Genomic DNA, 25,965 nt, shown 5'->3' with positions numbered 1-25,965 from the left:
TGCCGCCCCGCACGCCCGGCGACGACCGGGTGTGCGGGGCGGTGTCGTGTCCGCCCTGGGTGGTGCGCGGGGCGATTCCCTCGGAGAAACGTGTGACTTCGGGGCGGTAGACGCGTCTACGAACAGCGGCCATCTCCGGCCGCCTGTCTCGAGGAGGACGCGATGCCGCTCTGGCCCCGCAGCTCGACCACGTCCCGGCGGTCCTTGGCACGAGGTGTCGCCGCGTGGATCGGCGTCGGACTCGTGGTTGGTGGGTTTGCCGTGCCTGCAGCGGGAGCGGCACCTGCTGAACCCGGGGCGCCGATGGTCTCGCGCACGGCAGCGGCCGGTGACGTGGCGCGTGCGAGCTCGTCGACCGGGATGCGCTACGTCAACACCGCGAGTCTGGTGTTTCGCTCCGGGCCGTCGACGCGCTACCCCGTGGTCGCGCGGGCGCCGCAGGGGAAGGCCGTCAAGCTGCTCGGGAAATCTTCCGGCAGGTGGGTCTACGTGCAGGTCTACAACAAGAAGCGGTGGGTGTACTCGACGTACCTCTCGCACAAGCGGTACGTCGCGTCGTCCACCGGAATGCGGTTCGTCAACGCATCGTCTCTCAACTTCCGTTCGGGGCCCTCGACCGGGTACTCGGTGGTGACTCGGGCGCCGCAGGGGAAGGCCGTCAAGCTGCTCGGGAAGTCCTACGGTGGCTGGGTCTACGTCCAGGTATACGGGAAGAAGCGGTGGGTATACGCGAAGTACCTGGCGACGAAGCGCTACATCTCGACGTCGCGCACGCGGCAGTGGTTCTCGAACGGCAGGCTCCCGGCAAGTGCGCTGTGCACCGTCGGGTGGCGGTGGCGGTCGACGGAGAAGATCTCGTGCAAGGCGAACAAGGACCTGACGCGGCTCAACAGTGCGTTCAGGGACCGCTTCGGCTCGAACATCCCGGTCGACGACGGGTACCGCACGTATGCCCAGCAGGTCGACGTCCGTGAGGAGTACGGCTACTGGGCCGCCGTCCCCGGGACGTCGAACCACGGCTGGGGCGCTGCGATCGACCTGCCGGACCATCGGTTCCACGGGGCCACGGGCGCTCGGTACACCTTTGGCGCGACGCGCTACGAGTGGCTCAAGAAGAACGGGCCGAAGTACGGCTGGGTGAATCCGGCCTGGGCGCAGAAGTACGGCTCGAAGCCGGAGCCCTGGCACTTCGAGTACGTCTGGTGAGATCGGTCACCCGTGGATTGTGCGTTGTGTCGACTGTGCGGCGGTTCTGAGGTGAACACCGTGTGGAGGTCGGAGGTGAGCGGCCGAGGTTGCGCCGACGACGAGATTCGGTCGCACTTTCCATCGTTATTGTGGTCCTAAGTATCAGGGTGCGACGGACGGCAGAGACGCGGAGACCATGAGCGAGCTGACTGATCACGGATGGGAAGCCCTCACCGCACGGTGGTGGGTGGAGCACGCCTCGTCCGTCCGGCGCTCCGTGATGACGCGGGTCGGCGGTCGGTACACCGACGACGCGACGTCGAGAGCGATGGAGAAGATGATCGCGCGCCTCCGGTCGGGCGTCGAGATCATCTCGCCGCGGTCCTACTGGACTCGCGCCGCGATCAACGAGGCCGTCTCGATGTCGCGCGCCGACGTAAGGATGGACCTCAGGGAGCACGGCGACCTGCCCGAGCAACCGCCCAACCCGGTGGTGGCCGCACGCGAAGGGTTCGATCCCCAGCAGGAGCTCGACCGCACGGCGAATATCGAGATCATGCGGGAGGCGATCGGCAGTCTCCGAGACCAGGACCGCGATCTCCTGCTCGCCCGCCACGTCGAGGATCGCTCGATCGAGGAGATCGCCACGGCCGACGACGTCGCACGCCACACCGTGACCGTCCGGCTGGGTCGTGCGGAGGACGCGCTGGCGGACGCCTTTGCCGCCGCGCACGCCGCCAACGCGGACGACGAGACGTGCCGGGCGGTACGGAAGAAGATCCGGCGCTACGTCCGCGGGACGTTGACACCGTCGACCGCGGCGCGCGTCGAGAAGCACCTGGACGAGTGCGCCTCGTGCTCCCTGGCGTACCTGGACATCCGCGACGCCGTGAGGTCGCTCCGTGCCTCGGGACCGCTTGTCTTCGCCCTGTTCGTCGCGGGCGGGGCGGGGCTCGGTGCGCCGGGTGGTGCGGACCTGGTCTCGGCGTCCGACGGTGCCGGCGCGCGTGCTCGTCGAGCGCCGCACAGGGCGGGGATCGTCGGTTCCGTGGCTGCCGTTGCGGCGCTCGCCGTCGGGGCGCTCGCGATCTCTCCCGACCAGGACCAGCCGACCGCCGGGTCGGTACCGGTGGAGGAGGTCGAGCGCGCTGGGCAGCAGGCCCCGACCGTCGAGCCGTCGACGACGGCGGTCGAGCCTGTCGAGACCCCGCCCGCGGTGGTCGAGCCTGTCGAGACTCCGCTTACGGTGGTCGAGCCTGTCGAGACCCCGCCTACGGGGGTCGAGTCTGTCGAGACTCCGCCTACGGTGGTCGAGCCTGTCGAAACTCCGCCTACGGTGGTCGAGCCCGTCGAGACTCCGCCTACGGTGGTCGAGCCTGTCGAGACCCCGGCGCCGGCCGTCGACCCGCCCGTCGAACCTGAACCGGCCGTGCCTTTGCCCGAACCTGAACCCGAACCGGTCGAGCCCGCGCCCGAACCGGTGGAGCCTCTCCCGGTGGACCCGGAGCCGGGCGTGCCCGACGCGATCGTCGCGACCGAGTCGATCTCCACCGACGACCTCCGGACCAAGCTCTACGTCTACGCCGACGACGGGTGGGAGATCGCCGGAGCGGCGGCCTCGGTCGACGCGTCGTTGATCGCGCTGGGGCGGACGTCGTTCTACGTCGCGATTCCGCCGGACTCGGGCGACGTGGTCCTGGAGATCACGTTCCGTCGTCCTGAGGGCGGTGGGCCGGATCCGTCGTACCGAATTGCTCGGATCGAGTAGAGATCCTCTCGCGTCTCCTGATCGCGAGCACGTACCGCCGTCGGGGTGCACGTCACACCCCGTCCTGGTTGCACTCAGTGCATACGTGCACCTAGTGTCACCGAGGTGACCGAGCCCAGCATCGACCGCCGTGCAGCCGCCAAGGCGCGCACCCGGCATGCCATCGTCGACGCGGCCTCCACGCTGATGGATCGGACCCAGGGCGTCGACTTCTCCGTCGACGAGCTCGCGGCCGAGGCCGACGTCGCCAGGCGGACGGTCTTCAACCACTTCGACTCCCTCGACGACGTCGTCGCCGCCGTCGGGAGCGGGGGCTTCGCGCGCATCCTCGACGCGTTGCGCGACGAGCCCGTGGTGCCCGGCGAGGACGTCGCCGCCGACCTCGCTGCCGCGATCCGCCGGGCCGACCTCATCGACCCTCTGGTCAGCCTCAGCCGAGGATTCGGCCTGGTGCGGACCGTCGACGAGAACGTCGACAGAACCTGCATGCTCAATGCCACCCACCCGGAGATCCCGCAGCGACCGGCGATGCTCCTGCTCCGCTCGCTCGCCGAGGTCAGCGAGCTGCTCGTCGCCGAGCTCTCGGAGCGGCATCCCGGCAGCGACGCGATCGCGGTCGAGCTCTCCGTGTCCCGCCAGGTCTCTGAGCTCGTCGTCCTCCACAAGTACTGGCTCGCCGCGACCGGTGCCGCTGACGACCAGGCCTCCGCCGAGACCTGGTCAGACCTCCTTTCCCGCCTCGACACCCCGACCGTCGCCTCGGCGACCACTGACTGAAAGGTCTCTCATGGCAGAGCTCCTCTACCGCCTCGGCCGCTTCGCGGCCCACCACGTGCGCGTGGTGATCGCGGCCTGGGTCGCGATCCTCGCGGTCGCCGGCGTCGGCTACAGCGTCGGCGCGGGCACGCTGTCCGACAGCTTCAGCATTCCCGGGACCCCTACCCAGGAGGTCACCGACCAGCTCGCCGAGGTCATGCCCGACCTCGCGGGCGGCACGGGGACCGTCGTCCTCACGACGTCGGACGACGAGCCGTTCACGGACGAGCAGATCGCCGACCTCTCCGAGGCGTTCACCGAGGTCACGGACGTCGACGGCGTGGAGGCCGTGGTCGACCCGTTCACGACGGAGGCGGAGCGCGACGCGCAGACCGCCGAGCTCGAGGACGGGCAGCAGCAGATCGAGGACGGTCGCGCCCAGATCGAGGACGGTCGTGCCCAGATCGAGGCCGGCCAGCAGCAGATCGACGAGGCCCGGGCCGAGCTCGAGGCGGGGCAGGAACAGCTCGACGCCGCACGTGAGCAGGCCGAGGCAGCAGGCCTCGCCGAGGCGTCGGCCCCGCAGCTGAATGCTCAGCAGGAGCAGATCGACGCAGGACTCGCCGAGCTCGAGACGCAGCAGGCCGCGCTTGACGAGCAGTCGGCCGAGCTCGAGGCGGGTGCCGAGGAGCTCGAGGAGCAGGCCGCACAGGCCGAGGACGGTGCCGCTCTTCTCGACCTCGCCTCCGGGATCCAGGTCGTCTCCGACGACGGCGCCACCGCCGTCGCGACGGTCTCGTTCACCGAGGACCTTCTTGACGTCTCCCAGGAGACCAAGGACGGCGTCATCGACACCCTGACCGAGGAGGTCGGCGCGATCGACGGCGTGGAGGTCGACTTCGGCGCCGACATCGCCACGGAGACGCCCCAGATCGTCGGCCCCGGTGAGATCGCCGGTCTGATCGTCGCCGCGATCACGCTCTTCGTCATGCTCGGAACCTTCATCGGCGCCGGACTGCCGCTGCTGACCGCCCTGATCGGCGTCGGGATCGCGACGCTCGGCGCGCTGTCGTTCTCGAGCGTCGTGCAGATGTCGTCGGTGACCCCCGTGCTCGGCCTGATGCTGGGGCTCGCGGTGGGGATCGACTACGCGCTGTTCATCATCAACCGGCACCGACGGCAGCTCAAGGAGGGCTACGCCGTCGACGAGTCGGTCGCGCTCGCGAACGGCACCTCCGGCAACGCCGTCGTCTTCGCGGGCAGCACCGTGATGATCGCGCTGCTCGCTCTCAACGTCACCGGAATCCCCTTCCTGGGCCTGATGGGAACTGTCGCCGCCGGTGCCGTCCTGATCGCCGTGCTCGTCGCGATCACGCTCACGCCGGCGCTACTCTCCCTCGTCGGCATGCGGATCCTCTCCCGCAAGGAGCGTGCCGTCCTCGAGGCTGAGCACCCGCAGGCGGGGGCCGAGGGCGACCACGCGACGTCGCACATCGCACCCAAGCGGGAGAAGCCGATCAAGCCGATCGGTACCTGGGCCGCCGTCGGACGTGTCCTCATCGGTGTCGCCGTGCTGCTCGTCGTCGCGATCCCGTCGCTCGACCTGCGGATCAACCTCCCCGACGGCGCGTCCGCGGAGCCGGGCACCACGAGCTACGAGTCGTACCAGACCATCTCCGAGGAGTTCGGCCCCGGCGTCAACGGTCCGCTGCTCGTCGTCGCCGAGCTGCCCGAGGCGATCTCCGAGGACGAGGCCGTCGCCACCGAGGTCGAGATCGGCGAGACGATCGCCGCCGTCGACGACGTCGAGGCCCTCGCCCCGGTTGGTCTCTCCGACGACGGGACCGTCATCGCGTTCCAGGTGATCCCGACGGGCGGCCCGACCGACGAGTCGACCGAGGCGCTCGTGCACGAGCTGCGCGGGCTCTCACCGCTCGACGACGGGACCGAGATCGGCGTCGCCGGCTCCGCCAGCGGCAACATCGACATCTCCGAGAAGCTGTCGGACGCCCTCCCGCTCTACCTGGGCGTCGTCGTCGGACTCTCCCTGATCATCCTGATCCTGGTGTTCCGCTCGATCCTGGTGCCGCTGATCGCCACCGGCGGGTTCGTGCTCTCGTACTACGCCGCGCTCGGCGGAGTCGTCGCGATTTACCAGTGGGGCTGGCTTGGCGGCGTCTTCAACGTCGACAACCCCGGGCCGGTGCTGAACTTCCTGCCGACGATCCTCGTCGGCGTGCTGTTCGGCCTCGCCATGGACTACCAGCTGTTCCTCGGCTCCGGCATGCGCGAGGCCTACGCCCACGGAGCGCCCGCCAAGGTCGCCGTGGCCCAGGGCTTCCGCGCCGGACGGTCCGTGGTCACGGCCGCCGCGATCATCATGATTTCGGTGTTCGGCGGGTTCATCTTCGCCGAGGACGCCATGATCCGGCCGATCGGGTTCGCGCTCGCGTTCGGTGTGCTCGTCGACGCGTTCGTCGTGCGGATGTGGATCATCCCGGCTCTGATGACCCTGCTGGGCGACGCCGCGTGGTGGCTGCCGAAGTGGCTCGACAAGATCCTGCCCGACGTCGACGTCGAGGGGGCTGCGCTAGAGCGCAAGCACCCGCACGTCGACCCGGCCGACGGGGTCTCGACGGGCTCGACCGACACGACGCCCGTCGAGCCTGTCGAGACGGACGAGACGAAGTAGCCCGGCCGGCCCCGCTGTCCGTCGAGCCTGTCGAGACGCTGGTTGAGCTGGTCGAAACCGGTCTCGACGGGCTCGACCGACGCTGGTTGAGCTGGTCGGAACTGGTCTCGACAGGCTCGACCGCCGCTGGTTGAGCTTGTCGAAACCGGTCTCGGCCTGTGCGTCGCCTAGTCGTCGCGCCGCGGCTTCTTCGACCGCAGGCTCTTGGTCGCCGAGCGCTGCTTCTTGGCGGTCAGGCGGCGCTCCTTCGACCCGCGCGTCGGTTTCGTCGCGCGTCGGGTGCGGGGCGGAGGCGCGAGGGCGCCCGCGACGGTCGCGGCCATCCGGTCCCGGGCGGCCGCCCGGTTGCGCAGCTGTTCGCGGTGCTCCTGCGCTGCGACCGTGAGGGTCGTGCTGACGAGCCGAACCGCAAGACGCTCCAGGATCCGTTCGCGCTGGCCCGCGGTCAGGACTGCCGAGGCCCCGACGTCCCACGACAGCTCGGCGCGCGAGTCCGTGGTGTTCACGCCCTGACCGCCGGGGCCGGAGGAGCGCGAGAATCGCCACGACAGCTCGGCGTCGGGGATGGTCAGCGAGCCGTTGACCCGCAGCCCTGCCGAGCCGACCATCGCCGCCCACCTCCGCTCCGTCGTCGTGCCATCACTGCCGGGCATCGTCGTGACGATACCCGGCCCGGGCGTGCTCGTGACGGAGTGCGGCTCGGCTCTTCACCCACGACGTTCCCGCTGCACCTGCGAACGGTGCGTTCCAGGCGCACAATCGCAGCGATGCCCGGGAGCACGGCCGGGCGCCGCCGTCGGACGACGAGGAGATGACGCACGGATGGCACTGCGGAACGCAGGACGCTGGGGAGTCGGAGCCGTAGGGGCTGGGGTCGCGGCGCTCGCGACGTGGGACCTTCTGCAGAAGAAGCACACGATCCTGCGCCGATATCCGGTGGTGGGCCACCTCCGCTACCTCATGGAGGACATCCGGCCGGAGCTCCAGCAGTACTTCATCGAGCGGGACTGGGACGGGCGCCCGTACAGCCGGGATACTCGCGCGCTGATATACGAGCGGGCCAAAGGCGTCGACGAGGAGAAGCCCTACGGCACCGAGCTGGACGTCAACCGGATCGGGCACGAGCACCTCGTGCACTCGACGACGCCGCTCGAGGCGCCGGACGAGCCGTCGCGCGTCATGGTCGGCGGCCCCGACTGCAGCCGGCCCTACTCGATGGCGCTCCTGAACGTCTCGGCGATGAGCTTCGGCGCTCTCTCCGCGAACGCGATCCGCGCACTCAACAAAGGTGCGGCGCTCGGCGGGTTCGCGCATGACACCGGCGAGGGCGGGCTCTCGCCGTACCACCTGGAGCACGGGGGAGACATCGTCTGGGAGATCGGCACCGGGTACTTCGGTGCACGGACCGACGATGGCGACTTCGACCCGGAGATGTTCCGCGAGACCGCGTCGAAGGACCAGGTCAAGACGGTCTCGCTCAAGCTCAGCCAGGGGGCCAAGCCCGGTGTCGGAGGCGTGCTTCCCGGCGCCAAGGTGACGCAGGAGATCGCCGACACACGCCGCGTCCCGGTCGGGGTCAAGTGTGTGAGCCCGCCGAGCCACAAGGTCTTCTCCACCCCGACCGAGCTGATCGAGTTCGTCGCCCGTATGCGCGAGCTCGCCGGCGGCAAGCCTGCCGGGTTCAAGCTCTGCGTCGGCTCCCGCGTCGACGTGCTCGCGATCTGCAAGGCGATCACCGAGGTGGGCACGGCCCCTGACTTCATCATCGTGGACGGCTCCGAAGGGGGGACGGGTGCCGCGCCTCTCGAGTTCGAGGACCACGTCGGCATGTCTCTGACCGAGGGCCTGATGACTGTCCACAACGCCCTGGTCGGTGCGGGGCTGCGGGACACGATCCGCATCGGGGCGAGTGGAAAGGTCGCGGGCGCCGGCGACCTGGTCAAGCGGCTGACCCAGGGCGCCGACTACACCAACGCCGCCCGCGCCATGATGATGGCGGCGGGCTGCATACAGGCCCAGCGGTGCCACACCGACAAGTGCCCGAGCGGCGTCGCGACCCAGAACGCTCGCCGTGCCCGGGCCCTCGACGTCGAGGACAAGAGCGAGCGTGTGCACCGGTACCAGCGCGCCACGGTCGACGAGGCGATGCGGCTGATGGCGGCGATGGGGGTGCGTGACCCCGCGGAGCTCACCCCCGCGCACCTGCGACGCAACGAGTCGACCACCGAGACCCGCTCGTACGCCGAGATCTACGAGTGGCTCGCGCCCGGCGAGCTGCTCGACCAACCACCGTCGACGTGGGCACGAGACTGGGCGCTCGCGTCACCCGACCACTTTGGAGGAGCCCGATGACGACAGTCGCGACGCACGTGGTGACGGCGCTCGCCGACCATGGGGTGCAGCAGATCTGGGGAGTCGTGGGCGACGCGCTGAACCCCTTCACCGATGCGATCCGTGAGGACGAGCGCGTCGAGTGGATCGGGGTGCGGCACGAGGAGGCGGCCGCGTTCGCGGTCAGCGCGCAGTCGCAGCTCACCGGGACGATCGGTGTCTGCATGGGCACGGTCGGCCCCGGGTCGATCCACCTGCTGAACGGTCTCTACGATGCGAAGAAGTCGCACGCCCCAGTCCTCGCGATCTGTGGGCAGGTGCCCAGTCAGGAGATCGGGACCGACTTCTTCCAGGAGGTCGACAACGACGCGCTTTTCTCCGACGTCGCGGTCTGGTCCGGGACGATGACCTCGCCCGAGCAGCTCCCGCACCTGCTGGAGCAGGCTGTGAATGCCGCGTACAGCGGCCGCGGGGTCGCCGTGCTGACCGTCCCGGGGGACGTCGGCGGGCTGACGACAGATGCAACAGCGACGCGGTTCGCACCGCCGTCGGCGCTCGCGGCCGCGCCGGAGGAGCAGATCAGCCGTGCCGCCGACGTGTTGAACGAGGCCGAGAAGATCACCCTCCTCGTCGGCTGCGGGGCCCGCGACGCCCGCGACCAGGTCGTCGCGCTCGCCGACACCCTCGCGTCGCCGGCCGTCGTCACGCTCAAGGCCAAGGAGGGCCTGGAGGCGGACAACCCGTACGCCGTCGGACAGTCGGGACTGATCGGCAATCCGGCTGCCGCCCACGCGATGGACTCTTGCGACGTCCTCGTCATGGTCGGGACCGACTTCCCGTACCGCGACTGGTACCCGACCGGCAAGACCGTGGTCCAGCTCGACCTCCGCGCCGAGCACGTCGGGCGCCGCACCCAGGTCGACCACGCCCTCGTCGGGGATGCCGGCCGGACCCTCGACGCGCTCCTACCGCGACTTCATCGCCACGAGGACCGCGGGCACCTGGAGCATGCGGTCGACGAGTACGCGTCCTGGATGAACCGCCAGCAAAGACTCCTCGATCCGCACCACGACCAGACGCTTCTCGGCAAGGTCCGCGCCGTCTTCGACAACCCCGACGACCGCATTCGCCCGGAGGCCGTCGCTGCGGCGGTGGACCTTGCGGCGCCGGCGGACGCGATCTTCACCAGCGACACCGGTATGTCGACGACGTGGCTCGCCCGGTACGTCGAGATGCGCGGCACGCGACGTCTGGTCGGCTCGTACAACCTGGGGTCGATGGCGAACGCGATGCCGATGGCGCTCGGTGCCCAGGCTCTGGACCGGGACCGGACGGTCGTCGCGTTCGCCGGCGACGGTGGCCTGATGATGCTCCTCGGGGATCTGCGGACCGCCGTCACCTACAGGCTCCCGGTCGTCGTCGTGGTCTTCGACAACTCGAGCCTGGGGATGGTGAGGCTCGAGCAGGAGCAGGGTGGGCTGCCACGGTTCGGGACAGGCCTGGACAACCCTGATCTCGCCGCCGTCGCCTCGGCCCTCGGTCTCACGGCGCGCCGGGTGACGGACCCGGCCACGCTGACCGACGACGTCGCGTGGGCGTTCGACCAGGACGGGCCGGTCCTGCTCGACGTCGTCACGAACCCCGACGAGATCTCCGTCCCCCCGAAGCCGACCCTCTCTCAGGGGTGGGGGTTCGCCATCGCGAAGTCGAAGGAGATCCTGGAGAGCCGCTAGGTGGGACCGGGTCCCGGGGCACGGACCCACCCGCGACGGTCTACCCGAAGGTGAACGTGTAGACCGTCGCGCCGGCCGGGACCTCGAGCTCGACGACTCCCTCGCTCGCGCCGTCGCCGCGCAGGACGTCGTAGAGGGTCGGATTGCCCGAGACGTCGATCTCGCGCGTGGTCGTCTCGCCGTCGGACGTGACGTGCGCCGTGACGGTGCCCTCCCCGCCCAGGACGGCGAACACGTTCGTGGACCGGTAGGCCAGGCGCACGCGGGCGTCGTCGGACACCGCCGTCGCGCCCTGGAAGTCGACGTCCCACGTCCCGCCGAGGGAGAACGTGTCCTGCGGCTGGTCGGCCGTGAGCTCGTAGTCCACCTCGCCGTTGTCGTAGTCGGGGCGGCCCGAGTAGTTGAACACCTTGTTGAGCGCGAAGTACGTCTCGGGCGTGGTCTCGTCGACGGGGGTGGCGTCGACGACGTCCGTGGCGGGCGGGAGCTCGACGCCAGGGTTCGCGTCCTGCAGCAGCGTGCGGATGTGCTGCTCGGTGGTCTCGTACCCGCCCTCGCCGAACTTGATGTGGCGGACGGTGCCGTCGGCGTCGATCAGGTACTCGGCGGGCCAGTAGCGGTTCCGGTACGTCGTCCACGTCGAGTACGCGTTGTCCTGCGCGATCGGGTAGTCGACCCCGAGGTCCTTGGCGCCCTCGATGACGTTGCGGGTCTCGCGCTCGAACGCGAACTCCGGCGTGTGGACGCCGATCACTCGGAGCCCGTAGTCCTCGTACCTGTCGTACCAGGCGGCGACGTTGGGGATGGCGCGCTGGCAGTTGATGCAGGAGTACGTCCAGAAGTCGAGGAGCACGACGTCGCCCCGCAGGTCCTCGAGCGCGACGGGAGAGTTGTCCGGGGTGTTGAGCCACTGGGTGATGCCCGAGAGCTCCGGTGCGGTCCCGCAGTCCTCGAGCTCCGTCGCCCCGTTGGTGCAGTTGGCGAGCTCGCGGTTCTCGTCCGTGACGATGCCGCCGAGGTCCAGGGCCTCGCGGACCTGCTCGTTGTCGTCCACCTGCTGCTGGAGCGCGCCGGTGTAGTCGGGCAGTGCCCGCTGCAACTGTGCCGGGAGGTCGAGCGCCAGGGCGCCCGCGAGGGCGATCATCACGACACCACCCGTGATCCGTATGCCCCGCTGGTGACGACGGAAGCTCTTGACCCGCTCGGCGACGCGGCGGCCGGCGAGCGCGAAGATCAGCAGCGGGATCGCGGCGCCGACGGCGAAGCTGAGCGTCAGTGCGACGGTGCCGGGGCCGATGTTGCCCGTCGCGCCCGCCACCGTGATCGCCGCCAGCACCGGGCCGGCGCACGGCACGTAGAGCACCCCGAGCCCGAGGCCGAGCAGGAACGCCCCGCGGTCCGGGTTGGAGCGGCCGCTCGCCCGACGTGATCCGAGGGCCGCGATCTTCTGGAACGGCTTCTCAAGGATCTCCTCGAAGCGCGGCACGATCATGCCGACACCGATGGCCGTCAGCAGCGCGATGCCGATCCACCGCAGCAGGTCTTGCGGGAGCCCGAGCGCCGTCAGGAGCAGCGAGCCGAGCAGCGTGAAGACGCTGAAGCTCAGCACCAGGCCGAGGATCACGAGGTACGGGCGCCAGGAGCGGCGCGTGGTCTCGACAGGCTCGACCATCGAGCTGGCGGTCGAGCTCGTCGAGAGCCGTCCGGTGGTCTCGACAGGCTCGACCAGCGTGGTCGTCGAGCCTGTCGAGACGCGCCCGGTCACGACCTTGCCGCCGGCTCCGATCCGCACGGCGGTGGGTGCCCCGGTGAAGGGGTTCTTCTCGGCGGGGGCGTCGCCGTCGGGTCGCGCCCCCTGGACGCCTCCCGCGAAGAAGATCACGGGCAGCATCGGCAGGATGCACGGCGAGATCCCGGTGATGAGGCCGCCCAGCAGGCCGATGACGATGAGGGTTTCCATGCCTGGTGTTCGGCACGGCGGGCCCCGCGGATGGGTCCGGTCAGTCCGTAGCGGTCGTGACGGTCGTGACGAGCCGCGTGATGCACGGCCGCGGCGGGCTCGAGCCGAACCCGAAGCGGACCGGGGGCACGACGTCGCGCATCTCGCCCAGGTCCGCGCCGTCCCAGCTCGCGGTGATCGACCGGAGCGCGCGGACGTCGGTTGCACCGTAGATCTCCGTGCGTCCGCCACCGGCACTGCCCCGCGTCCGGACGCCGCGCAGCAGCACCCGCGCGACGGGGTCGGTGACGCGGGAGAAGGCGGGGGAGGTGGCGAGCGGTGCGGGCACCAGCCGGAGCAGGTGCCCCAGTCCGGTGCGGCCCCCGATGGTCAGGGTCGCGGTCAGCGGCCCGCCCGCGACGACCAGGTGACCGTCGTGATCGTCGGATGCTGCGGCGTCGGACCGGACGGTCACCGGCGTGTGGACCACCTCGTCGAACGTGTACGTGGCCGAGACGAACCCCGCGACGTGCGCGGGGGCGAGCAAGGTCCGGTGTCCGTCGCCCTGCTCCACCATGGCGTCGGCGAACGCGCCGAACGGCGACTCCCACCAGTGCCCGACCACCACGCGGGTGCCCGAGGCCGTCCCGAAGCCGGCGATCTGGCCGACAAACCGGTGCTCCGTCGTCATGAGTCCGAGTCTGCACCAGCTCGGGAAAGAAATCTTCGATCCGACCCATCCGGCCCTCGTCGGCCTCCGAACCATCGGTGAAACGCCCCGAAGACCGGGGCGACGACGACAGGAGAGACCGATGAACGTTCGCACCCGTACCGCCGCCGCCGGCTTTGCCACCTTCGCGCTGCTGGGCCTGGCCGCCTGTTCCTCCGACAGCGACAGCACCGCGTCCGAGGAGACCTCGATGACCGAGGAGGCCTCGCCGTCCGACGAGATGACCGAGGACATGGACGACTCGATGGACGAGGACTCCGGCACCATGGACCCGGCCGCCAACCTGGTCGGCGCCGGCTGCGAGGCCTACGCCGAGCAGGTTCCCGACGGCGAGGGGTCGATCACCGGCATGTCGACCGACCCGGTCGCTGTCGCCGCGTCGAACAACCCGCTGCTGACCACGCTCGTCTCCGCCGTGAGCGGCGAGCTCAACCCCGACGTCAACCTCGTCGACACCCTCAACGGTGGCGAGTTCACCGTTTTCGCGCCGGTCGACGACGCATTCGCCGCCGTCGACGCCGAGACGATCGACACCCTCTCGACCGACGCCGACCTGCTGACGTCCGTGCTGACCTACCACGTCGTCCCGGGCCAGATCCTCCCTGACGACATCGCCGGCGAGCACGAGACCGTCGAGGGTGACACCGTCGAGGTCACCGGCTCCGGCGACGAGCTCATGGTCGACGACGCCAACGTCATCTGCGGCGGCGTCATGACCCAGAACGCGACCGTGTACCTCGTGGACTCGGTGCTGATGCCGACCATGTGACACGTCGTCCGACAGACGGCCCGGCCGCCGCATTCCCTCCAGGGTGCGGCGACCGGGCGCTTTCGTGCGCGGGGACCTACGGGCGGCGGGTCTCCGGCTGCGGGCCCAAGAAGTACTCGACGAGCTCGAAAACGCTCGCCGGCCCGACGTGCTGCGCCAGGTAGGTCCTGCCGGGACGGAGGACCGCGGCGATCGCGTCCCACCACGGACTCACCAGGTGACGGCTCGTGACCAGGTCGAACGCGGCGTCGCCGAAAGGAGCGGGCCGAGATACACCTCGAACCAGTTACGCACGAGCCCGAGCCATGATCGTCTCGATGGTGTCGCCCTGCTCGTCCGGACTGAGGTCGACGAGAAGCCCGACGTTGTTCAGTGCCGCGAGGACGAGATCGATCCTCGCGGTCGGTGCGCCCTGCTCGGTGGAGATGAGCCGCTGGCGCGAGACACCCGTGGCGTCAGCGAGCTCGGACTGGGTCATCTGTCGTGATCGGCGCGCCTCGCGGAGGAGTGCCGATCACGTCAACGGCGTTGCGGACGATCATCAGGACCTCCATGTCAGCGATCGTTGACATTGTTCAGATTGTCAACGCCAAGTGACAATCCGCAGGTTGTCAGCGATGAGTGACATTCCGTCCGTGCGAGGACCGGCGAACGCCGGAGAATCTCCCGCCGCTCGCGAATCTCGGCAGCCGCGCTCGCTAGACCTGCGGCGCGCTCTCCGGGCGCGGCGGCTCGATCAGGTCCCACGGTGCGCCGTAGAGGTCCTCGAAGACCGCGACCGTGCCGTAAGGCTCGTGTCGCGGTTCCTCACGGAAATGCACACCGGCCGCCACCATCCGGGCGTGCTCGGCGGCGAAGTCGTCGGTGGTGAGGAAGAAGGCGACGTCCTCACCGGCCTGCCAGCCGCAGGGCGACCCGTCGGGCGCGACCGCGAGGACGAAGCCCGTCCCCCCGCCGGGTGGCCCGACGACGAGGCGCCGCCACGCGCCGTCGGGCGATGTCTCGTCCTGGACGACGACGAACCCGAGGGCGTCGGTGAAGAACTTCAGGGCCTCGTCCTGGTCGTGCACGAGGTAGGTCGCGTTCTGCACAGAGATCACGGGTCGACGGTATCCCGGCGACGGGTCGACGACCTACGTGGCGAGCACGACGATCGGGTCGCTCGTCGGCTGGTCGGAGCCGCCGGCGGGCTCGAGCGTCATCGCGACGACCTGCCCGGCCGCGGCCTCGACGAACGCGGCGGAGGTGTCGCCCGAGGGGTCCTCGAGCAGGCCCGCCGAGCTGATGTCCTCGCCCGCGACTATCCACAGCTGGTAGTCGCTGTCCTCGCCCGCCTCAGGCAGACCGGATGCCGTGAAGAGCACGTCGTCACCCGCAACCAGGGCGCTCGCCTCGCCGCCGCCCGTGACAGGGCTTGTCACGAGCTCGGCGTCGGGGTCGGCGAGCATGTCGGCGATCCGCTCCGTCTGGGCCTCGAGCACCTGCCGCTGCTCGGACTGGTCGACGGCGACGTAGCTCGGGATCGCGATCGCGACGACCGCAGCGGCAGCCGCGGCCCAGGCGGGGAACCGGCGACGTCGGGCGCGGTCGAGGGGGACGACGTTCGGGTCGTCCTGGGTCTCGACGGGCTCGACCGGCGTCTCGACGGGCTCGACCGGCGTCTCGGTGGGCTCGACCGGCGTCTCGTTGGTCGAGCTTGTCGAGACCACGTCCGGCGTCTCGACCGGCTCGACGTCCGGCACGAGCGACGTCGTCGCGCGCTCGATGACGCTGTCGCGCAGCGCGGCCGGGGGAGCGGTGTCGACGACGAATGCCGCGACGGTCTCGCGATACTCGTCGAGGGCGCGTCGGGCCTCCGGGTCGGAGTCGAGCAGGCGTTCGACCTGGCGGCGCTCGAGGTCGTCGACGTCGTCGAGGGCGTAGGCAGGCAGCAGGTCCCAGGCGTCGGGGTCAGCCACGGTTCACCCCCAGGCAGTCGCGCAGTCGGGCGAGTCCGTCGCGGATGCGGGACTTCACGGTGGGCAGTGCGGCGCCGAGCTCGTCGGCGACCTCGCGGTAGGTGCGGTCGCCGTAGTAGGCCCGCACCACGGACTCGCGCTGTGTCTCGGTCAGCGTGTCCAGGCAGTCGCGGACCGCGGACTGCTCGAGGCTCGTCTCCACCTCGTCGGCGACGACGTCGCGCTCGGCGGTCGCCGCGGTGAGGTCGAGGTCGCGCTGGTCCCGGTTGCGTCGCGACTGCTCGGAGCGCACGCGGTCGATCGCTCGGCGGCGCGTCATCGTGACGGCCCACGTCCGCGCGGAGGCACGGCTCGCGTCGAAGCGTGCTGCCTGCTGCCACATCTCGACCATCACCTCCTGCATCACCTCGGCCGCGTGGTCCCGGTCCTTCAGCACCGCGAGGGCGGCACCGAACACGGTCGGGGACAGCGCGTCGTACACCGGGCCGAAGGCATCGCGATCACCCGCGGCGCACGCCGCGATCGCGACGTCCACCGCGTCCGGATCGCTCGTCCTCACGCGTGGCACGGGCCCAGTCTGCCTCAGACTCGACATCTATGGTTCGACGCCGACACGGTCCCGGATGGGTGGCCGCTATCGGACCGGCAACCTCCGCGCCAGGACGGCACGCCGCGCGTCCTCGAGCATCAGGTCGGCGTGCAGGCGTACCCCCGCGAGGACGCCCTCGGCGCTCGCGGCCGAGACCATCGCCATCGCGTTGCCGGAGTTCCCGGCGGCCCAGACGCCGTCGACCTCCGTCTGTCCTCCGGGCAGCGTCGGGATCGTGGTGCCGAAGGGTTCCTCGCGCATCGTGCCGCCGAGTGCCGTGTAGAGCTCGGGGCGCGCGACGAACCGTGGGGCGACGACGAGCGCGTCGACGTGCCGGCGGAACCCGTCGAGACCGAGGGACAGTCCGCCGTCTTGGCCCGCGACGTCGTGCACGCGCCCGTCGACCACCTCGATCCCCAGGGCGGCCCACTGGTCCCACGTGTCGTCGTCGGGCTCGGGCGCGGTGTGCAGGAAGACGGTCACGCGGCGCGTGAGTTCACGGAAGAGCAGCGCCTGGTGCGCGACGTTCTCGTTGGTGGCGAGGATGCCGACGTGCTGGTCACGGATCTCGTACCCGTGGCAGAACGGGCAGTGCAGGACGGTGGTTCCCCAGTGCTCCGCGAGCCCGGGGACGTCGGGAAGCTCGTCGACGAGGCCGGTGGCGAGGAGGATCCGGCGGGCTCGGACGGTCTCGCCGCCGTCGACGTCCACCTCGAACTCGTGCCCGACGCGGCGCGCCGACGTCACGGCCCCGTCGACGAGCCGGACGCCGTAGCTCTCGGCCTCCGCGCGCCCGTCGGCGAGGATCTCCCGCGGCGGCCGGCCCTCGTGGCCCAGCAGGTTGTGGGCACCGGCCGCGGGGGCGTTCCGCGGCTGCCCGGCGTCGATGACGACGACCGACCGGAGCGAGCGGCCCAGCGTAACGGCGGCGGAGAGTCCGGCGGGCCCGCCGCCGATGACGGCGACGTCGAACGGGTACTTCTCGGACATGGAGGCTCCTGGGGGTGGTGAGGGGTCGCTGGTCGAGCGTGTCGAGACTGAGTCGGCGATCTCGACGGGCTCGATCGGCGGGTCTTGATCTCGACGGGCTCGATCGGCGGGTCTTGATCTCGACGGGCTCGATCGGCGGGGTCTTGATCTCGACGGGCTCGATCGGCGAGAGGTGCTCGATCGGCGAGTTGGGCTCGATCAGCGGCGCGCGATCCAGACGGTGCGGGTGGCGCGGTAGTCGAGGTCGTCGCGGTGCCGCACCGACGCGGGGCCGTCGCCGAGGAGCTCGGCGAGGACGGCGGCGTCGGACGGGCTCAGCGGGGTGGCCACGCGGTCGGCGACGTGGGCGAGGAAGAGGTGCGCGAGGTGACGCATCGCGTCCGTGTCGCTCGGGGTGATGGTGACCTGCTGCCGGGCGACGACGTCGTACCCGTGGTCGGCGAGGGTGGCGGTCCAGTCCGGGTGCGGGTCCATGTCACCGGTGTCGATCGCGGCGTGCAGGCGCTCCTCGAGGCCCGGCTCGCCGAGTCCGAGGTCGTGCGGCAGGTAGCGGGGGTGGGCGTCCATCTCGACGAGGGCCACGACGCCGTCGGGCGTGAGGTGGTCCTTGAGCGTCCCGAGGAACGCGGCCGGCTCGCTGACGTGGTGCAGCGCCAGGGCTGACCAGACGACGTCGCCGGGACCGACGCCGTCGGGCCAGCCCGCGTCGAGGTCCGCCGCGCAGAGGGTCAGTCGCCCGTCGAGCCCGGGCGAGGCCGCACGGATGCGGTCGAGCATCGCGGGCGAGGAGTCGACGGCGGTGACGTGCGCGTCGGGGAAGCGCGCGGCGAGCGCCCGCGTTCCCGTCCCGGTGCCGGCGCCGAGGTCGACCACGCTGCGCACGGGGTGCGGGGCGTGCTCGGCCACGAGGTCTGCGAGGTCGTCGAGGAGCGTCCCGGCGACGAGGGCGTCGGCGTCGAGCATCGCGATCATGTGGGCGTCGTCGACGGGGGACTCGGGGTGGTCGTGGTGGTGGCTCATGTGGTCCACGCTAGACCGAGATTGCCACGGAGGCATACACTCTTGCCTATGGAGCAAGAAGAAGACCTCGACGCCGTCGTCCGCCAGCGGATCCGCGCGCTGCGGCTCGCGCGGGGCTGGTCCCTGGACGCCCTCGCCGCCCGCTGCTTCCTCAGTCCGTCCAACCTGAGCCGGATCGAGACCGGCGGGCGCCGGATCGCCCTCGACCAGCTGGTGCCCATCGCAAAGGCGCTCGGCACCACGCTCGACCAGCTCGTCGAGCCGGTCGGCGACGCCGACGTCGTCATCCGGCCCGAGCCCGAGCACCGCCCCGGGGTGACCACGTGGCTGCTGTCCCGCGACCACCCGCAGACCGGCGTCCGCGTCGCGAAGATGCGGATCACGCCCGAGCGCGTCGAGCGGGAGAAGCCGGGTGTGCACCCCGGCCACGGCTGGTTCTGGGTGCTCTCCGGCACCGTCCGGCTACGGCTCGGTGAGCGTGAGCTGCTGGTCGGCCCCGGTCAGGCTGCCGAGTTCTCCACGATGGAGCCGCACGTCGTCTCGGCGCACGAGGGGCCGGTCGAGATCCTGACGATCTTCGACGAGGACGAGCCGGGGCACCTGCACGGGACGGGACCGACCACGCTCTGACGGCGCACGGCTCGTCGGCCCACGACGTCGGGCGGAGTCGCCGAAGTGGTCCTACGTTGGACGGCATGGACATGGAGATCGTCGACCAGCCGGCCATCGTCGCCGCAGCCCGCCGCGCCGAGATCGCGATGAGCGAGATGCGTCCCTTCTTCGACACCGCGTACACCGCGGTCGCGAGCGCCGCCGGTGCCGGTGGCGGCACGATCAGCGGCCCGGCGATCGCGTGGTACTCGCGGATGCCGGCCGAGACGGCGGACGTCACCGCGGGCTTCCCCGTCGCCGGCCTCGAGGTGGGGCCGCTGGCGGACGACGTCGACGTCGTCGAGATCCCGGGCGGACGCTCGGCCGTCGCGACGGCGGTCGGTCCGTACGAGAAGCTGGGCGAGTCGTGGCAGGCGCTTGCGGAGTGGGCGGCGGCACAGGGGGAGACGCCGCGCGGCGACTTCGCCGAGCACTACGTCACGGAGCCCACCCCGGACGGGGACCCGGACAAGAACGTCACGCGTCTGATCCTCCCGCTCGTCTGAGCGACGTCGGGCGGGCTATGCCCAGCCGAAGACCGGCGGCAGGACGAGCGCCACGAGCGTCACCCAGACGGCGATGACGGGCAGGTAGTCCGTCTGCCACCGTTCCACCGCCCCGAACGGCCGTCGTCCGCGGACGAACCCGAGGCCCAACCAGCCGGCGCGGGCGAGGTTGACCAGCAGCACGATGTTCAGGCCGAGGGCCGCGACCTTGTTGGGGCTCGCCCCGAACTCTGCGATCCGGCCCGCCATCGCCACGAGCATCAGCGCGTCGACGACCAGGGCGAGCGCCACGAGCAGCAGCTGCAGCCTGTCGAAGAGGCCGGGCGGGGTGTCCGGGCTGCGCGCGGAGAGGGCGTAGAGGATCAGCCCGAGGACGAGCACGAGCATGAGGTCGCCGAGGATCAGCAGCTCGCGCTCGACGTCGACGCCGGGCCGGGCGACGGCGACGGTCACGAGGAAGACGAGGAGGGCGATCGTCGTCAGCGGGGTGAACACGCGGGTCAGGACCGGCGCGATGTTCTCGATGACGTTCTGCTTCGCCTCGACCAGCCAGGCGGCGACCAGCACGGCGCCCGCCGCGCCGCACGGCACCACCCAGGCTCCGAGCACCGGGAACGGGTCGACGCCGATCGCCGTGAAGCCGAGCCCCGTCAGCCCGACGAGCGCAGCCCCGCCGAGCGCGATCAGCACGTAGTAGACGAACCACTCGCCCGTGAAGCGGATGAAGTCCATCCGGCGGGCGCTGGAGCGCCACACGCCCCCGGTGTACGCGAGCCCGACGACGAACCAGAGCGCGATCGGCAGGTGGATGGTCATCAGCACCAACGAGGCGCTGTCCTGGGTCAGGGGGAAGAGGTTCGCGGCGAGGGCGGCGACCGCGAACGGGAGCACCAGCTGGACCCAGACCCGACGCGCTGGCATCGACCGGCTCCACGCGAACCAGGCGGCGAGGAACGGGAACACCAGGAGCGAGAGGTTCGGAAGGTAGAAGAGCGCGAGGGTGTCGCCGTCGGCGTCGAACAGCGAGGGGATCTTCACGGCCAGCCCGGCCCCGACGGCGAGCGCCAGCACCAGGCCGAGGCCGCGTCGGCCTCGCCCGGGCGGGCCGTCGTCCTGCATCACCACGAGCTGCTTCCACAGGCGCTCGGCGTGCTCGCGGGCGAACTCGCGGGAGACGTCGTCGAGCGCACCCATGCGCCGGACGGCGACGAGGAACGCCTCGTCGGGGGAGAGCCCGGAGGCCTCGAGCTCCTCGACCAGGCCGCGCAGATGATCCTCGAGCTCGTCGACGTCCGTGCCGATGGCCTGGCGGCGCTCCGCGTGGGCGCGCCAGCGGGCGATCTGCTCGTCCAGGTCGAGATGCTCGACGGCGGCCATCAGGCGATCCCTGCTGCAGGTGCGGCCGGGCCCTGGGCAGGCGGTGTGGCGAGGCGCGCCGCGTCGTCCCAGACCCGCCCGAGCGCGGCGGTCACCATCTCCCACTGCTGGCGTCGGTCCGCGAGCGCCTCGAGCCCCGCGGGGGTGATCGCGTAGTGGCGGCGGCGGCGTCCCTGCGGCGAGGTGCCCCACGACGACGTCACGAGGCCGAGTCGATCGAGCCGGTGCAGGAGCGGGTAGAGCATGCCGTCGGTCCATGCCATGCGGCCGCCGGAGAGCTCGTCGACGCGGCGGAGGATGGCGTACCCGTAGGACTCGCCCTCGGCGAGAATCGCGAGGACGAGCGGGGTCGCGGAGGCGGCGACGAGGTCTTTGTCGACGTGCACGGTGGCTCCTGGTAGGTCGGTGGACACCTTGGGGATCTATACATAGCACAACAAGGTGTAGGCATGCACTCAGGCAGGTCGGGCGGAAGGTGCGTAGCCTGCCTGCATGTCGACGACGTCGCCCCCGCCGCCCCGGACCCACGACGCGCGGGGGTCGCGGTCGGGCCGCGTCGTCCTGATGTGCGGACCGTCGGGAGCGGGCAAGTCGACCTACGCTCGGGCGTTGGAACGCGCGGGATGGACACGGCTCTCGATCGACGTGAGCGCCTGGGCGCGCGGGTACCGGCACTGGCCCGTGCCCGTCGAGGTCGCCCGGTCCGTCGACGCCGTGCACCGAGCGCGACTGCACGACCTCGTCGAGGCGGGGCGCGACGTCGTGCTCGACTACGCGTTCGCGACCCGTGCGGTCCGGGAGGAGTACCGCGCGCTCGCCGCGGCGGCGGGCACCGAGGCCGAGACCTGGTACGTCGCCACGCCGCGTGAGGTAGCCCTCGCGCGGGTGCGGGCGCGCGCCGGACGAGGTCCGGACGAGGCCGTGCTCACCGAGGAGCGGGCCGCAGCGCACGTCGACGAGTTCGAGGTGCCGACGGACGCGGAACCCCGGGTGCGTGTGGTCCGCGGCGCGGGCCCCGTCGTCCTGCCGAACTGACGCCGACGCGGCACGCTCCGCCCTGGGCTGACACCGCACCGGCGGTCCGCCGATTCCGGTTAGGCTCGACGCCATCCCGTCCCGTCTTCGGAAGGCCCAGCCGTGCGCACCTCCCGCCCCGTGGCTCTCGCCGCACTCGTCCCTGCCGTCGCCCTCGCGCTCACGGCATGCTCCTCCGACACCGCCTCGGACGACGCCGGCGAGTCGACGTCCGCCGCCGCCTGCACCGCGGAGGACCTGCCTACCCTCACCGACGGCACGCTGACCGTCGGTGCGAGCGACCCGTTCGAGCCCTGGTACGTCGGCGAGCCGACGTCGGGCGAGGGCTTCGAGTCCGCGCTGATCTACGCCGTCGCGGACGAGCTCGGGTACGCGGCCGACGATGTCGTGTGGGAGTCGGTGACCTTCGAGCAGATCGTCAGCCCGGCCATCAAGCCGTTCGACGTCGCGGCGTACCAGACCACCATCACCGAGGAGCGTCGCTCGGCGGTCGACTTCTCGAGCCCGTACCTGACCACGCACCAGGGCGTGATCGTGGCCGACGACGGCGACTTCGCCTCGGCATCGGCGCTCGCGGACCTCGAGGGTGCTCGGGTCGGCGTGACGGCTTCCCAGACGTCTCTCGACGCCGCGGAGTCCGCCTGGGGCGACGCCGTCGAGGTGGTGCCGTTCAGCGCCGCCGGTGACGGCATGACCGCCCTGACCTCGGGCACGATCGACGCGATGGTGATGGACGTCGACCAGGGTGTCGCCGCCTCGACCGTCTACTTCCCGGACACGTCGATCGTCGGGACGCTGCCCGACGTCGGCGAGCCGGAGCAGCTCGGCCTCGTGCTCGACAAGGACTCCGGGCTGACGGCCTGCGTCTCCGAGGCCGTCGACACCCTCGACGAGAACGGCACGCTCGACGCCCTGCGCGACGAGTGGCTCGACTCGGACGAGATCCCCGAGCTCTCCTGACGTCCCCGCGGGCCCGGATGCGACCGGGCCCGCGGACACCCCACCGGAGGACGGGTCACAATGGGCGAGATGACGAGCCCCGTCGACGACTGGACGCCGTCCGCGCGCGCACGCGCCCGGACGGAGTTTCGCCGCGCCCAGCACCGGCGTGCGCTGCTCGTCGCGCTCGTCGCGACGCTGCTGGTGCTGGCCGTCGTCGTCCTCGTGGTCACGACGGCGCCCGGCTGGGACCGCGCGCGCGAGGCGTTCTTCTCCCCGCAGCGGGCCGTCGAGGTGCTGCCCGAGGTGGCCGCGGGCCTGTGGCTGAACTTTCGCGTCTGGGTGGTGGCGAGCGTCGTCGGTCTCGTGGTCGGCCTGCTGCTCGCCGTCGTGCGGACCTCGCGGATTCCCGCGCTGTTCCCGCTGCGGATGCTGACCGTCGCGTACGTCGACGTCTTCCGCGGCGTGCCGCTGCTGCTCGTCCTCCTGCTCGTCGGGTTCGGGCTCCCGGCGCTGCGTCTCTCGTGGCTGCCGGTCAGCGCTGCGTTCCTCGGCGGGCTCGCGATCGTCCTCACGTACACCGCGTACTTCGCCGAGATCTTCCGGGCCGGGATCGAGTCCGTGCACCCCTCGCAGGTGTCCGCCGCGCGGTCGCTGGGCCTGAACCGCGGTCAGGCGACGCGCCTCGTCGTGCTGCCGCAGGCGGTACGGAACGTCACAGCCCCGGCGGCGAGCATGCTCGTGTCGCTGCAGAAGGACTCGGGCCTCATCTCGATCCTCGGCGCCGTGGACGCGATCCGCGCGGCGCAGATCGCCACGACCGGCGACTACAACTTCACGCCGTACGTCGTCGCGGGCGTGCTCTTCCTGCTGATCTCCATCCCGCTGACCCGGCTCGTCGACGCGTGGTCGGCACGTCAGGGCTGGCGCGGCGAGCTGCGTCGCCTCCCCGGAGCGGGGGTGCTCCGGTGAGCGACCCGCTCCTGTCGCTGCGCGACGTCCGTAAGACCTTCCGGACGCATGGCACGACCCAGGTCGTCCTCGACGGGATCGACCTCGACGTCGCGGAGCACCAGTGCGTCGTGCTGATCGGGGCCTCCGGGTCGGGGAAGTCGACGCTCCTGCGCGCGGTCGACCTTCTCGACGACGTGGACGACGGCCAGATCCTTCTCGGCGGACTCGACATCGCGGACCCCTGGGTCGACGCCGACGAGGTTCGGGCGCGGCTCGCGCTCGTCTTCCAGCAGTACAACCTCTTCCCGCACCTGCGGGTGCTCGACAACCTGACGCTCGCGCCGCGCCACGTCCACGGACGACGCCGCGCCGACGCCGAGGCCGACGCCCTCGCGATGCTCGAGAAGGTCGGGCTCGAGCACAAGGCGCGCGCCTACCCGGACCAGCTCTCCGGAGGCGAGCAGCAGCGCGCCGCCATCGCCCGCGCCCTGGTCGGCAACCCCGACCTGCTCCTCCTCGACGAGGTCACGTCGGCCCTGGACCCCGCACTCGTCGGAGAGGTCCTCGACCTGCTCACGGCGCTGCGCGACGAGGGCACGACGATGCTGATCGCGACCCACGAGATGGGGTTCGCCCGCGACGTCGCGCACGAGGTCGTCTTTCTCCACGAGGGCAGGATCCACGAGCGCGGGACGCCGGCCGAGGTGCTCGACCACCCGCAGCGGCCCGAGACGCAGGAGTTCCTCCGCCGGATCCGCTGAGCCTGTCGGTCGAGCCTGTCGGTCCGTCCCGTCGGTCGAGCTTGTCGAGACCCGGGCGGTCGAGCGTCTCGGTCGGTCCCGTCGGTCGAGCTTGTCGAGACCCGGGCGGTCGAGCGTCTCGGTCGGTCCCGTCGGTCGAGCTTGTCGAGACCCGGGCGTGGTTTCGACAGGCTCAACCACCGGTTTCGACAGATTCGACCGCCGGTTTCGGCGGGCTCAACCACCGGTTTCGACAGGCTCAACCACCCGTTTCGGCGAGGCGGAGCGACTCGGCCTCGGGGTCGAACGCGGCGGCGAACGCGACGTAGGCGTAGACGCCCTCGGCCGAGCCCGCGGTGACGGCGTTCGCGGAGAAGCTGTGCCGCGCGCACTCGATCCGGGCCATGGTTCGACCCTATGGGCAGCCCGGGGGCACGGACGACGGAGAACGCCTGACGTACGCCCCGCCGCGTCGACGCCGGTTGAAGGTCCAGGAGCGTGTCGTCGCCCCTCGGAGCCCCGTGTTCTACTGCGCGGTCTGATCAACCCGCGGGCCGACGAGCTGGATCAGGTTGCCGCAGGTGTCGTCGAGGACAGCCGTGGTGACGGGGCCGGCGTCGACCGGGTCCTGCACGAACCGGACTCCCTGCGCGACGAGCTCGGCGTGGGCGGCGGTGACGTCGTCGACCTGGAACGACGCCGCTGGGATCCCGTCCTCCGCGAGAGCGGCGGTGTAGGCGCGTGCCGCGGGGTGGGCGTTGGGCTCCAGCAGCAGCTGGGTGCCGTCCGTGTCGTCCGCAGCGGTGACCGTCAGCCACCGGTCCTCGCCGAGCGGGATGTCGTCGTGGACGACGAACCCGAGCTTTTCGGTGTAGAACGCGAGGGCGGCGGCCTGGTCGGGGACGAAGACGCTGGTCAGGTAAATCCGTGCGTGCATGGTGGTCTCCTGGAGGGTCAGGTGGTGCGGTCGGGGCTGTCGGTGCGGAGCCAGCGCTGCGCGACGGAGCGCAGCGGGGTGGGGTCGAGGCGGTGCACGGTGGTGCGCCCGACCTTGGTGGACGTCACGAGCCCGGAGTCCGCCAGGACGCGCAGGTGCTGCGAGATCGCCTGGCGTGAGGAGGTGACGCCGTGCTCGGTGGCGAGATGGGAGCAGACGGCGAACAGTGTCATGTCTCGTCGGACGAGCTCGTCGAGGATTGCGCGCCTGGTCGGGTCGGCCAGGGCGCGGTACAGCTCCGGGTTGTCGTGCACGTCTCCACGATAGGCAAGCAGTCGCTTTCCTGTCGAGTGGGGGAGCGTG

27 protein-coding genes and 1 pseudogene are annotated in these 25,965 nt (G+C 71.0%); 13 read left to right on the top strand and 15 right to left on the bottom strand.

The features are described from left to right. Positions 1–162: 162 nt before the first annotated feature. The 4 genes from BLU20_RS01855 to BLU20_RS01840 all read left to right on the top strand — a co-directional run bounded on the left by BLU20_RS01855 (position 163) and on the right by BLU20_RS01840 (position 6,404). A complete protein-coding gene (locus BLU20_RS01855; protein WP_083371374.1) occupies positions 163–1,206 on the top strand; it encodes an SH3 domain-containing protein in 1,044 nt (347 codons plus the stop codon). A gap of 178 nt (positions 1,207–1,384) precedes the next feature. After that, the gene (locus tag BLU20_RS01850; RefSeq protein ID WP_083371373.1) at positions 1,385–2,956 is read left to right on the top strand and encodes a zf-HC2 domain-containing protein; all 1,572 of its coding nucleotides are present in this window, start codon (positions 1,385–1,387) and stop codon (positions 2,954–2,956) included. Positions 2,957–3,061: 105 nt separating this feature from the next. Continuing rightward, positions 3,062–3,733: a TetR/AcrR family transcriptional regulator gene (locus BLU20_RS01845; protein ID WP_083371372.1), complete on the top strand. Its 672-nt coding sequence runs from the start codon at positions 3,062–3,064 to the stop codon at positions 3,731–3,733. A gap of 10 nt (positions 3,734–3,743) precedes the next feature. Then, positions 3,744–6,404: an MMPL family transporter gene (locus tag BLU20_RS01840; protein ID WP_083371371.1), complete on the top strand. Its 2,661-nt coding sequence runs from the start codon at positions 3,744–3,746 to the stop codon at positions 6,402–6,404. 167 nt (positions 6,405–6,571) lie between these two features. On the opposite strand, the gene arfB is transcribed toward BLU20_RS01840, so the two are convergent. Further along, complete coding sequence (arfB, locus tag BLU20_RS01835; RefSeq protein WP_172828979.1) at positions 6,572–7,057, bottom strand: alternative ribosome rescue aminoacyl-tRNA hydrolase ArfB; 486 nt, start codon at positions 7,055–7,057, stop codon at positions 6,572–6,574. A gap of 169 nt (positions 7,058–7,226) precedes the next feature. Between arfB and BLU20_RS01830 the strand changes: the two genes are divergently transcribed. Next, entirely contained in the window at positions 7,227–8,756 is a 1,530-nt protein-coding gene (locus BLU20_RS01830) for an FMN-binding glutamate synthase family protein (protein ID WP_083371369.1), read from the top strand. Continuing rightward, positions 8,753–10,468: a thiamine pyrophosphate-dependent enzyme gene (locus BLU20_RS01825; RefSeq protein ID WP_083371368.1), complete on the top strand. Its 1,716-nt coding sequence runs from the start codon at positions 8,753–8,755 to the stop codon at positions 10,466–10,468. The genes BLU20_RS01830 and BLU20_RS01825 overlap by 4 nt, the downstream gene beginning before the upstream one ends. Positions 10,469–10,508: 40 nt before the next feature. Here the strand turns inward: BLU20_RS01825 and BLU20_RS01820 are convergent, their stop codons facing one another. Continuing rightward, positions 10,509–12,428, bottom strand: coding sequence for a cytochrome c biogenesis protein DipZ (locus BLU20_RS01820; RefSeq protein ID WP_083371367.1), 1,920 nt, complete (start codon positions 12,426–12,428; stop codon positions 10,509–10,511). 40 nt (positions 12,429–12,468) lie between these two features. Continuing rightward, positions 12,469–13,098, bottom strand: coding sequence for a hypothetical protein (locus BLU20_RS01815; protein ID WP_083371366.1), 630 nt, complete (start codon positions 13,096–13,098; stop codon positions 12,469–12,471). Between the two features lie 121 nt (positions 13,099–13,219). Between BLU20_RS01815 and BLU20_RS01810 the strand changes: the two genes are divergently transcribed. After that, on the top strand, positions 13,220–13,906 hold the full coding sequence (locus BLU20_RS01810) for a fasciclin domain-containing protein (protein WP_029251585.1): 687 nt from the start codon (positions 13,220–13,222) through the stop codon (positions 13,904–13,906). Positions 13,907–13,982: 76 nt separating this feature from the next. Here BLU20_RS01810 and BLU20_RS01805 read toward each other — a convergent pair whose 3' ends face one another. From BLU20_RS01805 to BLU20_RS01775, 7 genes and pseudogenes are all read right to left on the bottom strand, one after another. Continuing rightward, positions 13,983–14,120 carry a hypothetical protein gene (locus BLU20_RS01805; RefSeq protein ID WP_456291050.1) on the bottom strand — a complete coding sequence of 46 codons (138 nt, stop codon included), beginning with the start codon at positions 14,118–14,120 and terminating at the stop codon, positions 13,983–13,985. A 72-nt stretch (positions 14,121–14,192) separates the two neighbouring features. Continuing rightward, positions 14,193–14,405: pseudogene (locus BLU20_RS01800) on the bottom strand (helix-turn-helix domain-containing protein); the annotation flags it as partial. Between the two features lie 199 nt (positions 14,406–14,604). Beyond that, the gene (locus BLU20_RS01795) at positions 14,605–15,006 is read right to left on the bottom strand and encodes a VOC family protein (protein ID WP_083371364.1); all 402 of its coding nucleotides are present in this window, start codon (positions 15,004–15,006) and stop codon (positions 14,605–14,607) included. 33 nt (positions 15,007–15,039) lie between these two features. Next, complete coding sequence (locus BLU20_RS01790; protein ID WP_083371363.1) at positions 15,040–15,864, bottom strand: anti-sigma factor; 825 nt, start codon at positions 15,862–15,864, stop codon at positions 15,040–15,042. Beyond that, positions 15,857–16,432, bottom strand: a complete 576-nt coding sequence (locus tag BLU20_RS01785) for a sigma-70 family RNA polymerase sigma factor (protein WP_231959258.1) — start codon at positions 16,430–16,432, stop codon at positions 15,857–15,859. The genes BLU20_RS01790 and BLU20_RS01785 overlap by 8 nt, the downstream gene beginning before the upstream one ends. Positions 16,433–16,498: 66 nt before the next feature. Beyond that, a complete protein-coding gene (locus BLU20_RS01780; RefSeq protein ID WP_083371361.1) occupies positions 16,499–17,443 on the bottom strand; it encodes an NAD(P)/FAD-dependent oxidoreductase in 945 nt (314 codons plus the stop codon). 198 nt (positions 17,444–17,641) lie between these two features. Then, on the bottom strand, positions 17,642–18,463 hold the full coding sequence (locus BLU20_RS01775) for a class I SAM-dependent methyltransferase (protein ID WP_172828978.1): 822 nt from the start codon (positions 18,461–18,463) through the stop codon (positions 17,642–17,644). Between the two features lie 48 nt (positions 18,464–18,511). Here BLU20_RS01775 and BLU20_RS01770 point away from each other — a divergent pair, with 48 nt between their 5' ends. Next, positions 18,512–19,093: a helix-turn-helix domain-containing protein gene (locus BLU20_RS01770; RefSeq protein ID WP_029251592.1), complete on the top strand. Its 582-nt coding sequence runs from the start codon at positions 18,512–18,514 to the stop codon at positions 19,091–19,093. A gap of 65 nt (positions 19,094–19,158) precedes the next feature. Further along, entirely contained in the window at positions 19,159–19,620 is a 462-nt protein-coding gene (locus BLU20_RS01765; RefSeq protein ID WP_029251593.1) for a GyrI-like domain-containing protein, read from the top strand. 15 nt (positions 19,621–19,635) lie between these two features. On the opposite strand, the gene BLU20_RS01760 is transcribed toward BLU20_RS01765, so the two are convergent. Together BLU20_RS01760 and BLU20_RS01755 are read right to left on the bottom strand one after the other, a co-directional pair. Then, the gene (locus BLU20_RS01760; RefSeq protein ID WP_083371359.1) at positions 19,636–20,997 is read right to left on the bottom strand and encodes a permease prefix domain 1-containing protein; all 1,362 of its coding nucleotides are present in this window, start codon (positions 20,995–20,997) and stop codon (positions 19,636–19,638) included. After that, on the bottom strand, positions 20,997–21,383 hold the full coding sequence (locus BLU20_RS01755) for a PadR family transcriptional regulator (RefSeq protein WP_083371358.1): 387 nt from the start codon (positions 21,381–21,383) through the stop codon (positions 20,997–20,999). The genes BLU20_RS01760 and BLU20_RS01755 overlap by 1 nt, the downstream gene beginning before the upstream one ends. 106 nt (positions 21,384–21,489) lie before the next feature. On the opposite strand from BLU20_RS01755, the gene BLU20_RS01750 reads away from it, so the two are divergent. The 4 genes from BLU20_RS01750 (at position 21,490) to BLU20_RS01735 (ending at position 24,686) form a co-directional block, all read left to right on the top strand. After that, positions 21,490–22,032 carry an AAA family ATPase gene (locus BLU20_RS01750; protein WP_197675407.1) on the top strand — a complete coding sequence of 181 codons (543 nt, stop codon included), beginning with the start codon at positions 21,490–21,492 and terminating at the stop codon, positions 22,030–22,032. 102 nt (positions 22,033–22,134) lie between these two features. Then, positions 22,135–22,992, top strand: a complete 858-nt coding sequence (locus BLU20_RS01745) for an ABC transporter substrate-binding protein (RefSeq protein ID WP_083371357.1) — start codon at positions 22,135–22,137, stop codon at positions 22,990–22,992. Between the two features lie 69 nt (positions 22,993–23,061). Next, positions 23,062–23,943, top strand: coding sequence for an ABC transporter permease subunit (locus BLU20_RS01740; protein WP_197675406.1), 882 nt, complete (start codon positions 23,062–23,064; stop codon positions 23,941–23,943). Beyond that, positions 23,940–24,686 (top strand): amino acid ABC transporter ATP-binding protein, encoded by a 747-nt coding sequence (locus tag BLU20_RS01735; protein WP_172828977.1) that lies wholly within the window; start codon positions 23,940–23,942, stop codon positions 24,684–24,686. The genes BLU20_RS01740 and BLU20_RS01735 overlap by 4 nt, the downstream gene beginning before the upstream one ends. Before the next feature lie 238 nt (positions 24,687–24,924). Here BLU20_RS01735 and BLU20_RS13615 read toward each other — a convergent pair whose 3' ends face one another. From BLU20_RS13615 to BLU20_RS01725, 3 genes are all read right to left on the bottom strand, one after another. After that, complete coding sequence (locus BLU20_RS13615; RefSeq protein WP_157270238.1) at positions 24,925–25,071, bottom strand: hypothetical protein; 147 nt, start codon at positions 25,069–25,071, stop codon at positions 24,925–24,927. Between the two features lie 120 nt (positions 25,072–25,191). Continuing rightward, entirely contained in the window at positions 25,192–25,602 is a 411-nt protein-coding gene (locus BLU20_RS01730) for a VOC family protein (protein WP_083371355.1), read from the bottom strand. 17 nt (positions 25,603–25,619) lie between these two features. Next, entirely contained in the window at positions 25,620–25,916 is a 297-nt protein-coding gene (locus BLU20_RS01725; RefSeq protein WP_197675405.1) for an ArsR/SmtB family transcription factor, read from the bottom strand. Between the last annotated feature and the right edge of the window lie 49 nt (positions 25,917–25,965).

Origin of the sequence: Paraoerskovia marina (genome assembly GCF_900105445.1) — a bacterium.
GTDB lineage: Bacteria > Actinomycetota > Actinomycetes > Actinomycetales > Cellulomonadaceae > Paraoerskovia > Paraoerskovia marina.
The sequence above is the reverse complement of the archived record's forward strand: the minus strand, read 5'-3'. Positions and strand labels throughout refer to the sequence as shown.